General features: G+C 57.7%; 9 protein-coding genes. 5 read left to right on the plus strand and 4 right to left on the minus strand.

Annotated features, from left to right (window positions below):
• The first annotated feature begins 17 nt into the window (after positions 1 to 17).
• On the plus strand, positions 18 to 2291 hold the full coding sequence (locus NRB16_RS27725) for an acylase (protein WP_257107454.1): 2274 nt from the start codon (positions 18 to 20) through the stop codon (positions 2289 to 2291).
• 142 nt (positions 2292 to 2433) lie between these two features.
• On the opposite strand, the gene NRB16_RS27730 is transcribed toward NRB16_RS27725, so the two are convergent.
• From NRB16_RS27730 to NRB16_RS27740, 3 genes are all read right to left on the minus strand, one after another.
• Positions 2434 to 4827, minus strand: coding sequence for a TonB-dependent siderophore receptor (locus tag NRB16_RS27730; RefSeq protein WP_257107455.1), 2394 nt, complete (start codon positions 4825 to 4827; stop codon positions 2434 to 2436).
• A gap of 92 nt (positions 4828 to 4919) precedes the next feature.
• Complete coding sequence (locus NRB16_RS27735) at positions 4920 to 5756, minus strand: FecR family protein (protein ID WP_173426687.1); 837 nt, start codon at positions 5754 to 5756, stop codon at positions 4920 to 4922.
• Between the two features lie 10 nt (positions 5757 to 5766).
• On the minus strand, positions 5767 to 6294 hold the full coding sequence (locus NRB16_RS27740) for an RNA polymerase sigma factor (RefSeq protein WP_253142865.1): 528 nt from the start codon (positions 6292 to 6294) through the stop codon (positions 5767 to 5769).
• Between the two features lie 296 nt (positions 6295 to 6590).
• Here NRB16_RS27740 and NRB16_RS27745 point away from each other — a divergent pair, with 296 nt between their 5' ends.
• From NRB16_RS27745 to NRB16_RS27755, 3 genes are all read left to right on the plus strand, one after another.
• Positions 6591 to 7688 (plus strand): carboxynorspermidine decarboxylase, encoded by a 1098-nt coding sequence (locus tag NRB16_RS27745; protein WP_045487601.1) that lies wholly within the window; start codon positions 6591 to 6593, stop codon positions 7686 to 7688.
• 30 nt (positions 7689 to 7718) lie between these two features.
• Positions 7719 to 8963: a saccharopine dehydrogenase family protein gene (locus tag NRB16_RS27750; protein ID WP_257107458.1), complete on the plus strand. Its 1245-nt coding sequence runs from the start codon at positions 7719 to 7721 to the stop codon at positions 8961 to 8963.
• 178 nt (positions 8964 to 9141) lie between these two features.
• Positions 9142 to 10191, plus strand: coding sequence for a hypothetical protein (locus NRB16_RS27755; protein ID WP_306456547.1), 1050 nt, complete (start codon positions 9142 to 9144; stop codon positions 10189 to 10191).
• A 19-nt stretch (positions 10192 to 10210) separates the two neighbouring features.
• Here the strand turns inward: NRB16_RS27755 and NRB16_RS27760 are convergent, their stop codons facing one another.
• Positions 10211 to 11605: a diguanylate cyclase gene (locus NRB16_RS27760; RefSeq protein ID WP_306456545.1), complete on the minus strand. Its 1395-nt coding sequence runs from the start codon at positions 11603 to 11605 to the stop codon at positions 10211 to 10213.
• A 339-nt stretch (positions 11606 to 11944) separates the two neighbouring features.
• Here NRB16_RS27760 and NRB16_RS27765 point away from each other — a divergent pair, with 339 nt between their 5' ends.
• The gene (locus NRB16_RS27765) at positions 11945 to 14413 is read left to right on the plus strand and encodes a PAS domain-containing protein (RefSeq protein ID WP_144403244.1); all 2469 of its coding nucleotides are present in this window, start codon (positions 11945 to 11947) and stop codon (positions 14411 to 14413) included.
• The last annotated feature ends 109 nt before the right edge of the window (positions 14414 to 14522 follow it).

The following is a 14522-nucleotide window of genomic DNA, read 5'->3' on the forward strand; positions in this document are numbered from 1 at the left end:
ATTGCAAGGGGATTCAGGTGCGTCGAAGTTTTCTGATAAGTGCGTTGGCTGCCGCCGTTTTGTTGCAGGCGGGATGTACCCGCGAAGCCCTGGATAAGGGCGAGACTGAAATCCGCTGGACCTCTTACGGTATCCCCCATATTCGCGCCAATGATGAACGCGGGCTGGGTTATGGCGTGGGTTATGCCTATGCCCGTGACAACCTGTGCCTGCTCAGCGAAGAAGTGCTGACCGCACGCGGTGAACGTGCGCGGTTCATGGGCCGTGAGGGCGAGTCTTCGGCGCGGCTGGATAATGTCAGCTCCGATCTGTTCTTTACCTGGCTCAATAACGACAAGGCGGTCGATGCGTTCTGGCGTGCTCAGCCCGAGCCGGTCAAGCAGCTACTGACGGGTTATACCGCCGGCTTTAACCGCTACCTCAAAGACAAAGGCGCACCGCAGGCCTGCCAGGGCGCCGAGTGGGTCCGGCCGCTGCAGGAAACCGACATGGTGCGGCTGATTCACCGGTTGATGGTCGAAGGCGGTATCGGCCGCTTTGCCGAACCGCTGCTGGCGGCCGTGCCGCCTGCCGCGTTGGCGGAGAAAACCGCCAGTATTGATACCGCACGTATTCAGGGCTCGGTCTATGAACGTGGCAGTAATGCAATTGCCGTGGGCGGCGAGCGCACCGAGAACGGCCGTGGTCGACTGCTCGGTAATCCCCACTTCCCGTGGTCTGGCGCGCTGCGTTTCTATCAGATGCACCTGACCATCCCCGGCAAACTGGACGTGATGGGCGCTTCGCTGCCCGGCTTGCCGGTGGTCAATATCGGTTTCAACCAGAAGCTGGCCTGGACCCACACCGTCGACACCTCCGGCCACTTCACCCTGCGCAAGCTGCGCCTGGACCCGAAAGACCCGCAGCGCTACCTGATCGACGGCAAGAGCTATCCGCTGCTGGCCCGTGAAGTGCAGATTCAGGTGCGCGAGGCCGACGGCAGGCTGACGACCCAGAAACAGCTGATCCATGAATCGCGCTTCGGCCCGCTGATCAAGTGGCCGGGCGTGGCGGACTGGGACAGCCAGCATGCTTATGCTTTCCAGGATGCCAACCTGGCCAACACCCGGGCGCTGGAGCAGTGGTACGCGATGAACCGGGCCGGCAGCGTCAGCGAACTGCGTGACGTGGTGCAGCGCATTCAGGGCATTCCGTGGGTCAACACGTTGGCTGCCGACCAGCAGGGCCAGGCGGCTTACATGAATGTCTCGGTGGTGCCGAATGTCAGCCTGCAACAGTTGCAGGGCTGCATCGACCCGGCGCTTCAGGCCCGTGGCCTGCCGGGGCTGGACGGCAGCCGCAGCGCCTGCGACTGGCAGACCGCCGAGGGCGCGGTGCAGGCCGGTATCGTGCCGGGCTCACAGTTGCCGGTGTTGCTGCGCAAGGACTTCGTGCAGAACGCCAACGACAGCGCCTGGATGAGTAACCCGGCAGAACCGTTGACCGGCTTCTCGCCATTGGTCAGCCGTGAAGGTGCGCCACTGGGCCTGCGCGCGCGCTTTGCCCTGACGCAACTGGCCGGGCTGGAAAACAACCCCATCAGCGAAACCTTCCTCAAGGATCTGGTCAGTGGCGAGCGCGTACATGCCGCCAATCTGTTGCTCGATGACTTGCTGCAATGGTGCGCGGCACTCAAAGACGAAACCTCCTTTGAGCGCGCCTGCACCGCCATGAAATCCTGGGACCGCACCGCCAGCAGCCAGGCATCTATCGGCTGGCTGTACTTCCAGGCCTTCGCCCGGGAATTCCAGAAAGCCAGCAAAGGCTGGAGCGTGCCCTTCGATAGCAACAACCCGCAGACCACGCCGCGCGGTATCGACTGGCACCAGCCCGAAGTGGCCAAAGCGGTTGCCGACATGCTGCACAAGGCGATTGCTCAAGTCGATGCACTGAAACTGCCTGCCGACGTCACCTGGGGTCAACTGCAGGCCGTTGCGCATAACGGCAAGCGTATCCCGATTCCGGGCGGCGATGGGCATCTGGGGGTGTACAACGCGATCCAGAGCGTGCCGCAGAAGGATGGAATACTGAAAGTGGTCAGTGGCAGCAGCTATATCCAGTTGGTCAGCTTTGATGAGAAAGGGCCGGTGGCTCAGGGATTGTTGGCGTTCTCGCAATCCAGTGATCCGGCATCGAAGCATTTTGCGGATCAGACCGAGTTGTTCTCGCGGCAGGATTGGCAGGTGTTGCCGTTCAGGGATGAACAGATCAAGGCGGATCGGGGGTTGGAGGTGGTGCGGTTAAGGGAGTGAAGTACCTGCGGTTTTGTTAATAAAAAAGCCACTTTTAAAAGTGGCTTTTTTGCATTGGGGGGAGCCTATGGCAGCTATGAATATGTTGCTACTACAGGGCGGTTGACCAAGCGCTTCTGTCCCAGTACTGATGCCAGGCCGATTAAAATTGATATTTCATAGAGGTTATAAAACTCCTGGGGTCTCCGAAGAATCCATACGCCGATCCGCCACCGTAGCCGACTATATATTCTTTGTTGAATACATTGTTGATGTTGAGCGTGCCGGTTATATTTTCGCTGAATTTGTATTTCGCCATCAGATTTAACAAGGCGTAGCTTTCCTGTGTAAAGGCGCTTAGATTTTCTCCCGTCTTGCTTTGCCAATTTATACCACCGCCGATGGTCAGGTTTTCCAGCGTGCCAGGCAATCTGTAACTTGTGAAGGTTTTTAAGCTGTGGCGCGGGAGGAACGTGTTGATACGAGAGTCGGTACTGTCAGTGATAACGCTATATGAATAGCCGCTGGAAACCTGCCACCCTTCGGCTATTTCTCCGCTCAACTCAAACTCGACGCCTTGAGTTTTTGTACCGCTCTTGGTTGTATAAGCGCCGCCACTCCAGACGGCCAGATTGTCTTGTTCGGTCTTGAAGAGTGCTAGGCTGGAGGTAATGCTTTCATCATTTGAGCTTGCTTTAATGCCCACTTCATAGCTGGTTCCTTCTTCAGGGTCAAGCGGTGAGTTGTTAATATCTCTGACCCAATGCCCTTGTGGCTGAAAGATTTTGGTGTAGCTGCCGTAGACTGCCCAGTTTTCATTGATGTTCTGAAGCAGCCCGAGATAAGGAATGAAAACACCCGTTTCACGGTTTTTAGCAGCGCTTGTAGCGCCTGATGAATATGTCAATAAGTCACGGTCTCTTTTCCAATCGGTCACGCGTCCGCCCATGACCAGATTTGTATCGTCGCTCAATCTGAAACGAGCGCTGAGATAAGCACTATATTGATATTCGTCACGTGTTGTCTTACTGGTTTTTGTGTGTTGATTTGGATCAGGAGCTTGACCGTCCCACGTGTAAATATTTGTGACGTAACCATCGTAGCCACTTCCCGCCGTTAGGCTACCGCCATAGCCTGGAGAGGCTTCTTCAATTTTTGACAGCGTCACTCCAGTGATTATTTCGTGCTCTCGGTCGAATAGTGACAGCGGGCCTGTAATGTATGTATCAAAGTTTGTCTGTTTTGGTTCGCTCTGCCAGCGTCCTTGTGGTTGTACGTAGGCCCCTGCACCAGTTTGTTGATTGACGCTTCCAGTGAGGCGAGCAATCATCCCATCATATTCGTACCACGAGTGACTTAACTCAGATTTTGCGCTCCAGCCAGAGTCAAAGCGATGCTCAATGGAAGCGAATGCATTGCTCAGGTTGTGATCGTAATAAGTCCAATCGATTGTTATGTGGTTAGATCGAGTTGCGTGAGTTTTTTGTCCATTGTTAAAGTAAAGGAGCGCCCCGTTGTACAAAGGGTTCTTGTTGTTTTGAACTTGATTGCTGAAACCCAAAGTCAGAAGTGTACGGTCACTGAGATCAAATTCGCCGATGCCATATAATACGCTTTCTTCTTGTTTGAAGTTGTCAATCCATGAGTTCTTATCTTTGTAACTGGCGACAAGTCGCCCTCTGATAGTGGCCTCTTTATTTAGTGGGCCTGAGGTGTCGAGGGTTGCTCCGTAACGGTCCCAACTGCCTGCCTCGAGGGTGAGACTGGTTTGAGGTTCGAATGTCGGACGTTTGCGGATCATGTTAAAAGTGGCTGCGGGAGAGCCTAAGCCGCTCATCATGCCAGTCGCGCCTCTTACAACCTCGACGCGGTCGTAGATTGCCGTGCTTTGGAGGTAGTTACTGAGCCCGGAGGAGGTTGGTACGCCATCGATCTGAAAGTTATTGATGACGACACCCCGAGCGTAAAGCGAAGGGCCGTCAGCACCGTAGGATCCTTGGAACACGTTGATCCCGGCAGTGGCTTGCGCTAAGTCGGTCAAGTTATCCAGTTTTTGATCATCGATGCGCTGTCGGGTAATAACGGTGATTGATTGAGGGGTTTCCAGTGAGGACAGGTTTAGCCGAGTAGAGCTACTTGATGATCTTGTGGCGTAAGACCCGGTCCCCTCAGTTATCGACCCCGGCGCTTTGCCTGAAATCGTCACCGACGAAAGCTCCATCACCTCATCATCTTTTGGTCGAGAAACCAGATAACTCCCATCCCCAGTCTTCTGCACCCGCAACTCGCTGCCACTCACCAGCCGCTGCAACGCTTGCTCCACCGTCAAGCTGGCCTTCAGCCCCTGCGCTTGTCGCCCTTCAGCAATATCCGTAGCAAACAGAATCCGGCTACCGGTCTGCCCGGCCAGGGCATTCAGCGCCTGGTCCAGTGCCTGCGGTGCGATGTCGAGCTGATAGGCCGTGTCCTGTGCCATGGCTGTGCCGGCCATCAGCAGGGCGGCGGCCAGCAGGCTCAGGCGTTGTGAGAGGCGTGGCGATGATCCGTTGTTACCCATGATTTCCCCAAATTGAGCAGTCGTTTTTGCGTTCTTCTGGGTCTATGGCGTATCAGCGGTTATCGATGTTGATGTGCGCTTGAAAATAAATCTCAACGGCTGCGGTACAGGGTCAGGCTGCCGTCACTGCCGCGCTGCACGGTCACCGGCAAGATGTTGGGCAGCAGGTTGATCAGCGCTTCCACTGACGCGCTGTCGAACTCGCCGGACAGGCGCAGTTCGCCGGTGCGGGCGTCGGCGACTCTGATCGGCGCCTGGCGGTAGTGCTGCAGGTCGGCGACCACTTCGCTGAGCGGCGTGCCATTGAAGCGCAGTTTGCCGTGTTGCCAGGCGGTCAGGGCTTGGGTATTGGCCGGTTGCGGGCGGTCGATGAGTTCGGCGGTGGCGCGCAGTTGTTCACCGGCCAGTACCCGGCGCGGGGTGTTGTGCAGGTTGTTGACTTCCACTTCGCCTTCGATCACTGCCACTTGCACGCCGCGGCGGTCGCTGCGTACGTCGAACACGGTACCGATGTCGCGAACTTGCACGCCTTGGCTACGGACGATGAAAGGTTTTTCGCCGTGCACCACGGTGAACATGGCTTCGCCTTGCAGCAGTTCCAGTTGGCGGCTGCGCAGACGGTGTTCGATGCGTAGCCGGGTGCCGGAGTTGAGCACCACCTGGCTGCCGTCTGCCAGGCTCAGTTGCTGGCGCTGGCCGAGGGCGACCTGGATGTCTTCGCTGCGCCAGCTTGGGTCGAAGGTCCAGATAGCGGCGGCAATGGCCAGGCTGAGCAGGCCGCCGGCTGCCGCATTGCGCTGTTTGCGGCGTTTGGTCTGGGCCTTGCCTTCGGCCAGCAGCGCTTCGCGCGACGGCACCCGTTCGCGCAGGGCGTCGGTATAGGGCTGCAGGGCGTCTTCGCGAGGCGGTCGGTCGTCAGGTTTTTTCATTGCTGATTCTTCACAGCTGGCACGCCCGGCGTGCCGGTTCCCATTGTTGGGCGATGGCGCGCATGGCGCGGCCGAAGTGCTGGGTGATCATGTTCAATGACAGGCCCAGCTCTTCGGCGATTTCCTTTTGCGGCATGCCGTGGATGCGGTGCAGCAGGAACACTTGGCGCTGGCGCGCCGGCAAGGCCTCGATGATTGCCAGCAGTGCAGTGAGCTGCTGTTCAAAATCCAGTGCCTGGGCACCATCCCAATTGTCGAAGGCTGCTTCTGCTGGCAAGGGCTGGTTCAAATGCGCCTGGCGAGTGCGTTCGGCGCGCAGGCGGTCGATGGCCCGGTTGAAGGTCATCCTGCGCAAAAATGCCAGCGGTTGGCTGATGCTGTGCGTCGGTGGTTTCTCCAGCACTTGCAGACACACGTCATGCACCAGGTCCCGGGCAAAGTCGCGGCCTCGAAAACGCCGCCGCAGGCTGTCGACCAAGTCGTCGTAGTGCAAGGCCAGGGCAGCGATCAATTGTGGGTTGGGCGGCAAGTCGGACATGGTGTGCCAGATGCATATGAGAATTTATCGCATTATAGGCAGCGTACGATTTGATCGTCGAGGTGCAGGTTAATTGTTATCAGGCAGTGAGCGCGGGCGTGCAAAGGCCTTATCAATAAACTGTCACATTATTGTCATCTTGTATGGCCATGCTCCCGCCATCAGCAAATGCTGAGTAATGGACGAAATTTGCTCAATGGACTTTCGATATACGTCGGTTATCGGCACAATTCGCGTCCGCTTTTTTCAGGAGGCTCGCGGACTCCTGTTGGCCGACCTTTTATTACGGAAGCGAAATGATCAACACGCCGTACTACCTCATCGACAAACAGAAGCTGCTGGTCAACCTGGAGAAGATTGCTTACGTGCGCAAGCAGTCTGGCGCCAAGGCGCTGCTGGCGCTCAAGTGCTTCGCCACCTGGTCGGTGTTCGACCTGATGCAGCAGTACATGGACGGCACCACGTCCAGCTCGCTGTTCGAGCTCAAGCTCGGTCGGCAGAAGTTTGAAGGTGAGACCCATGCCTACAGCGTGGCCTGGGCCGATGACGAAATTGAAGAGATGGTCGCCAACTGCGACAAGATCATCTTCAACACCATCAGCCAACTGGAGCGTTTCGCTGACGCCACCGAAGGCAAGATCCGTGGCCTGCGCGTCAACCCGCAGGTGAGCAGCTCCGACTACCTGCTGGCCGACCCGGCGCGCCCGTTCAGCCGCCTGGGCGAGTGGGACCCGGAGAAGATTGCCGCAGTGATGGATAAAGTCTCAGGCTTTATGTTCCATAACAACTGTGAGAACGGTGACTTCGGCCTGTTCGATGAAATGCTGACAAAAATCGAGAATCGCTTCGGTGAGCTGCTGCACAAGGTTGAGTGGGTAAGCCTGGGTGGTGGTATCCACTTCACCGGCGAAGGCTATGCGCTGGACGAATTCTGCGCGCGCCTGAAGGGCTTCTCCGAGAAATACGGTGTGCAGGTGTACCTGGAGCCGGGCGAGGCGAGCATCACCCAGAGTGCTTCGCTGGAAGTTACCGTGCTCGACACCCTGTACAACGGCAAGAATCTCGCCGTGGTCGACAGCTCCATCGAAGCGCACATGCTCGATCTGCTGATCTACCGCCTCAACGCCAAGATGGCCCCCAACGACGGCGAACACACCTATATGGTGTGCGGCAAGTCGTGCCTGGCCGGTGACATCTTCGGCGAGTACCAATTTGATCGTCCGCTGGCCATCGGCGATCGGCTGTCGTTTGTTGACGCAGCGGGTTACACCATGGTCAAGAAGAACTGGTTCAACGGTCTGAAAATGCCGGCCATTGTCGTGAAACAACTCGACGGCAGCGTCGAAGTGGTTCGCGAATTCGGTTTTGAAGATTATCTGTCCAGCCTGTCCTGAGCAGGCTCTGTCGTAGGAGACATGAAGAAATTGAAGAAGAACGTTCTTATCATTGGTGCAGGAGGTGTCGCCAAGGTGGTGGCCCACAAGTGCGCGCAGCACAACGACGAGCTCGGTCGTATTGCCATCGCGTCGCGCAACATCTCCAAATGCCAGGCCATCATCGACAGCGTCAAGGCCAAGGGCAGCCTCAAGCAGCCCGCTGATATCCAGGCCTTTTCCCTGAATGCACTGGATATCGAGGCGACCAAGGCGCTGATCCGCGAAACCGAATCGCAGATCGTCATCAACGTCGGCTCAGCTTTTCTCAATATGTCGGTGCTGCGTGCCTGCATCGATACCGGCGTGGCCTATCTGGACACCGCCATTCACGAAGAACCGGGCAAAATCTGCGAGACGCCGCCCTGGTATGGCAACTATGAGTGGAAACACCTCGAGGAATGCCAGCAGAAGAGCGTGACCGCCATTCTTGGCGTGGGCTTTGATCCGGGTGTGGTCAATGCTTATGCAGCTTTGGCGCAGCAACAGCATTTCGACCGGATTGATTCGATCGACATCCTCGACGTCAATGCCGGCTCCCATGGCAAATATTTCGCCACCAATTTCGACCCGGAGATCAATTTCCGGGAATTCACCGGGCAGGTGTGGAGCTGGCAGAACAGCCAGTGGACCAGCAACACCATGTTCGAGGTCAAGCGCACCGACGACCTGCCGGTCGTGGGTTCGCAGAACCTGTACCTGACCGGTCACGATGAAGTGCACTCGTTGTCGAAGAACCTGGACGTACCGAACGTGCGCTTCTGGATGAGCTTCGGCGAGCACTACATCAACGTCTTCACCGTGCTGAAGAACCTCGGCCTGCTGTCTGAAAAACCGGTGAAAACCGCTGAAGGCCTGGAAGTCGTGCCGCTGAAAGTGGTCAAGGCCGTGCTGCCGGACCCAGCGTCGCTGGCGCCGGGCTACACCGGCAAGACCTGCATCGGTGACCTGGTCAAGGGCACCAAGGATGGCAAGGCACGTGAAGTGTTCATCTATAACGTTGCCGACCACACCGAAGCCTTCGCCGAGACTGACAGCCAGGGCATCTCCTACACCGCTGGTGTTCCGCCAGTCGCCGCTGCACTGTTGGTGGCCCGTGGTGAATGGGATGTGAAACACATGGCCAACGTTGAAGAACTGCCAGCCGAGCCGTTCCTCAAGCTGCTGGACGTGATGGGCCTGCCGACTCGTATCAAGGACGAGCACGGCGACCGCCCATGGGATCAGGCGGTCTAAGCCTGACGGGTTGAAAGAAAAGGATCGCTGCGGCGGTCCTTTTCTGTTTCTGAGAGCTAGCAGACATTCCCTGAACAATCACCGACAATCGCACGCCATCGCTCAGTCAAACCATCGCTCAATCAAAGGGAGTTGCGTCGTGTCGGTTTCCATCATTCAGCGGCTATGCCTGTTCACCATGACCTTGCTTGTGCCGCTGCTGGTCAGTGCGGTCAGTGCGCCGCAGATCTATGGCGAAATGGATGCCGATCGGTTTCAGGAAATCACCCGCAGCACCTACAACCTGCAAGACTTCGCCGAGCATTATCGGGCCACCCTGGAGATCTCCGCCGAGGACGAGGTATTTCGCCCAGGTATCATCCGTATCTATAACAAGCAGGACGGCGCCGAGTTGCTTCAGGTGCGTTCTGATGAACTGGTGCTGAACACCGATCCGAAGACTGGCAAGGTCAAGGCCAATGTGCACGAGTTGCCGTACGGCGAGCAGAGTGTGCTGATTTATGACGATTTCAACTTCGACGGCATCAAGGATCTGGCGCTGATGGACGGCCAGTTCAGTTGCTATCACGGCCCGTCGTATCAGGTGTTTCTTGGCACTGCCGAGGGGTTTCGGCGAAGTGAGGCGTTTACCGAGCTGGCGCAGAATTACTGCGGCTTCTTCGACTACAACGCCCAGACGCGCCGGGTCAGTACCATGGCCAAGAGTGGCTGTTGCAGCCATTGGTTTACCACTTACCGCATCGATAGCGGTGAGCCCGTAATTGAAGTGGAGACGGCGATTGATGCCAGCGGTGTGGCCGGTTTGCCTAGAGAAACCCGCTGGCGGGAAGTCGATGGTAAGCGTGTCAGTACCACCCGGACGCTGTGGGACCCGGCCGAAGAAATCCAGACCCTGCTGGCGTTCCGGCTGGCGCCATCGGGCAAGCGCATCATTCTGTTCCGTTGGGGCGACCACTCACCGGTCTACTATGTGGCGGTCGATAACAACAACGAAGTCGGCCTGGTTTACCCCGAGGCAGAGCCGCAAGCGTTCGATTACGACGGCGTGCGTCAGGTGCTGAGTTTCGTTCGTGGCGACACCACCTACCGGATTGTTGGCGACAAGCGGGGCAAGCCGAACAATATGGAAGTGGTGATTCGCGGCAAGACCACTGAACTGAAGCTGCTGGCAGGGCCGATCGAAGGTTCGCTCAAGCAAGTAGGCCAGGCGTTGCAGGATGCCCAGTAGCGTTCAGAGGTTGATGACATCAGGCCGGCACCGCTAACTGCACGCGATTACGGCCTTGGTGTTTGGCCTGGTAAAGCGCCTGGTCGGCGCGCAACAGCAGTTGTTTAAGCGGCTCGGCGTCTTGGGTGGTCACCACGCCGATGCTTACTGTGGCCTCGATCAGCCTGCCGGCCCCGAGATCAAGCGGAGTGTGTGCAAAACGCTGGCGAATATTTTCAGCAATCTGGCCTGCTTCATCTGCAGAGCTTACCGGCACCAGAATTGAAAACTCCTCACCCCCGACCCGGCCAAATAGACCGCGCTCGCCCAGGCACTCGCTGGCCACTTGGGTGAAGTTCACCAGTACCTGGTCGCCGGCTGAATGGCCCCAAGTGTCATTGATGCTTTTGAAACGATCAATATCGAGCATCAGCACCGCCAGCAATGGGCTCTGGCGCTGCTGCGCCTGCAGGCATTGGGTAGCTTGATCATGGAACGCGCGCCGGTTGAGCAGGCCGCTGAGTTGGTCATGCGAGGCGAGGTGCTGGACCTGTTGCAGGAGCTGCTGACGCGCAGCAGAAATGATCGCCACCGTCAAAGGGGTGAGGGTCAGCAGCAGGATGCCAATACGAATCGACTGCAGGTCGGCCACTGCCAGTGGCCAGGTAACCGAGAGGTCGAGGTAATGTTGGGAGATGGCGATGGTCGTCCAACTGCTGAAGATTAGCGTCACGACGGTCGCGCCAAACAGGTTGTAACTCAAGGCGCACCAGAGCAGTGCCGGTACCGAGAACATCACTGCACCAGGGCCGCCAATCCACAACGCAGCGGCGCTGGACAGAACCAAGGCCAGCAATGGAATGCTTTGTCGATAAAGGCCCGGCAAGCTGGCGGTCTGTCGGAAGTTTCGCCACCATTGGCGTGTCTGTTGTGGCGTGGGGGCGGCCAGCACCATCGGCAGGATGATCGCGTAATGGACGATTTCCCCGAGGCTCCAGAAATAGAAGCCACTGGCAAAGGGCTGTCCGAACAGGTACTGCATGGCTGCCGCGCCGGCCAGGCCGGCACTGACCGATGCCGCAAGACTGACCAGAATCAGATGCAGTACCGACTCGGTTGTTTGCAGGGACAAATGAGGTTTGGCCAGCCGTGACAGGTAGAAGCAGCCGATCGCGGCGCCAACCAGATTCGCACAGGTCAGCAGCAAGGCGGTGGGCAGTGTGCTGCCGGTCAACACGTCGGCGGCCACGAACCCCACCAGCGCACCCAGCCAGCCTTGCGGTCTCGCCATCTGCGGATTACGCACCATAAGGCCTGCCAGGATGGCGTTCGCGGGCCATAGAGACGAAAGGGTGCCGAGCGGGCGAGCCATGATGCCGAACAGGGCCGCTATAAAAATGATCAACATGATAAGGCAGGAGGCCTTTATCCGCATTTCGACACTCCTGTCCGCTAAAGGCTTGTTGCTATTACTGTCTCGGCAGTCAAGATGGCATATTGGTCTGACCGATGAAAGCACTGTTTCCGGGTAGATGCCACATTCAAGGCTCTGGCAATGGGGTTGCCGGACGTCAGTGGGCTTGCGCTGGCGAATAGGCGCCGCGGCGGGCAACTTTCGATGGGGCTGGTGTCCAACCAGCCGTATTGGGAACAATGCCCGAGGCGTATAGTTGATCAATGCCAATTTGCCCACAGGCGGTGCGCCAGCGTTTTGTGGGTTGCAATGCGGTCTTTGCCTGAACAGGGACGATAGCCATGTTACGAGTAATTTCGCGTGTTTGAAGAACTGTCCGCCAAGCCTTCTATAGATGCAAGTCTGTTGGGTGCCAGCTATTCACCCAAGGCGTTGATCGAGCGTGAGCGCAAGGTACTCGGCCAGATTGCCGCGGGCGTGCCGCTGGCTGAGGTGCTCAGTGATCTGGTGATCGCTGTGGAAGCGCAAAGTGAAAACATGATGGCCTCGGTGTTGTTCCTGAGTGAGGACGGCCATTACATGTTGCATGGCGCGGCCCCCAGCCTGCCGGCGGCTTATAACGAGGCCATTCATGGCATTGCCATCGGCGAAGGGATCGGCTCGTGTGGCACGGCCGCTGCGCGTGGCAGTGCAGTGTTCGTCAATGATATTGCCAATGACCCGTTGTGGGAGGGCTATGCGGACCTGGCGGTCTCGCATGGTCTGCGTTCTTGCTGGTCGATGCCGATCAAGGCTGCTGATGGTGTGGTGCTGGGCACCTTCGCGGTTTATTACGGTGAACCACGAGCGCCGACACCGGGGGATATCGAAGCCATTGCGGTGATCGCCCAGACTGCCGCGCTGGCGATTGAAAGGCATCGTTCCGACCAGAGGCTGCGCAATAGCAAAGATGAGTTACGCGCCCTCAACAGCGAACTTGAGCGCAAGGTCAATGAGCGTGCCACCGAGCGCAGCCGTACCTGGATGCTCAGTCCTGACTTGCTTTCGGTCATCAATGCGCAAGGCGTGATTGAAGCCTGTAACCCAGCGTGGCGAATCACGTTGGGCTGGTCGCCTGAAGATGTGCATGCGCCATTGTTCTCGTTCATTCATCCGGATGATCTGGCGCAGAGCGAGATGATGTTTGCCAAGGCGGCGCAAGGCAGGCCTGTTTTGCGTTTCGAAAATCGCTGTCGGCATCGGGACGGCAGTTATCGCTGGCTTTCATGGGTGGCGGTTCTGGAGGATGGCAAGGTCTATTGCAGTGCGCGGGATATCACCGCCGAGAAAGAGCAGGCCAATGTATTAGCCATGCGTACGCGCGAGCGTGATCGTGCCTGGGGGTTGTCTCAAGAACTGCTGGTCATTGCCTCGCCGGACGGTGTACTCGATGAGGTCAATGCGCGCTGGCCGGAGCAATTGGGCTGGTCAGAGCAGGAGTTGGTGGGCAAGCGGCTTAACCAGCATATTCATCCGGAAGATCTTGAGGCGACACTCGCCAGTTTTCGCGGCATCGCGTTGGCGCCGTTGACTGTGCCGTATCAGTTCCGGCTTCGACACCGCGACGGCAGCTATAAATGGTTTAGCTGGACGGCCACCTTTCAGGACGGTCGGATCTATGCGGCGGGGCGTCACGTGACGGCTGAGCGCGAGCAGGCAGAGGCATTGCGACAGGCGCAGAAGATGGAAGCGGTGGGGCAGTTGACCGGCGGCGTTGCTCATGACTTCAACAACCTGTTGACGGTGATCCGATCTTCAACCGATCTGCTGCTGCGGCCGGATCTTAATCAAGAGCGGCGCACCCGCTATATAAAAGCGATCTCGGAAACGGTTGATCGCGCGGCGAAGCTGACTGGGCAGTTGCTGGCGTTCGCACGGCGCCAGACACTCAAGCCGGAAGTGTTTGGTGCGGGCGACAGCGTCAGGGCGATCGGCGCAATGATCGGCACTTTGACGGGGTCGCGGATCGAGATTGTGACGGATCTCCCCGAGCAGGCTTGCTTCGTCAATGCCGATCCGAATCAGTTTGATACCGCTCTGGTAAACATGCTGGTCAATGCACGAGATGCCATGAACGGTCAGGGCAAACTTACCATTGCGGTCCGCGCCGTAGAGTCCATGCCTGCGGTGCGAGGCCATGCGGCGGTGGCCGGTGCTTTTGTCGCGGTGTCGATCAGCGATACCGGCACCGGTATCCCGATGACGCATCTTGAGCGCATTTTTGAGCCTTTCTATACCACCAAGGGGGTTGGTCAGGGCACCGGGCTTGGGCTTAGTCAGGTGTTCGGCTTTGCCAAACAGTCGGGTGGCGAAATAGCGGTTGCCAGTGAGTGGGGTAAAGGCACCACGTTTACGCTTTATCTGCCGCGTGTCGAAGGGCAGGAGCGGGGGGCGCAGCCCTGCGACCCGGATGAACCGCTTGAGGAAGGCCATGGAACCCGAGTGCTGGTGGTTGAAGACAATCCGGATGTGGGCGTCTTTGCGACCCAGGCACTTGCCGAGTTGGGCTACATCACGGTATTGGCCGGTGATGCTCATACCGCACTGGCTGAGCTGAGCGCGGGTGTCGACCGGTTTGATGTGGTGTTCTCCGATGTGGTCATGCCCGGAATGAGCGGTATCGACCTGCTGCATGAACTGCGTCGATGTTACCCGGCCTTGCCGGTGGTGTTGACCTCAGGCTACAGCGACGTACTTGCCAAGCACGGTGCCGATGGCTTTGAACTGTTGCAAAAGCCCTATTCGGTTGATGAGTTGTCGCGGATCCTGCGCAAAGTCACTTCACGATAGGCAGGTATATAGAAGGGGAGGTATTTGGGAGCTTCGAAGCTAATTTCGAGATATTTGAAATTAACGGTTGACGGGGTTTCAGATGTCCTTATAATGCGCACCACTTCCA

The organism is Pseudomonas sp. LJDD11 (assembly GCF_024584215.1).
In the GTDB taxonomy this organism is placed as follows: Bacteria; Pseudomonadota; Gammaproteobacteria; order Pseudomonadales; family Pseudomonadaceae; genus Aquipseudomonas.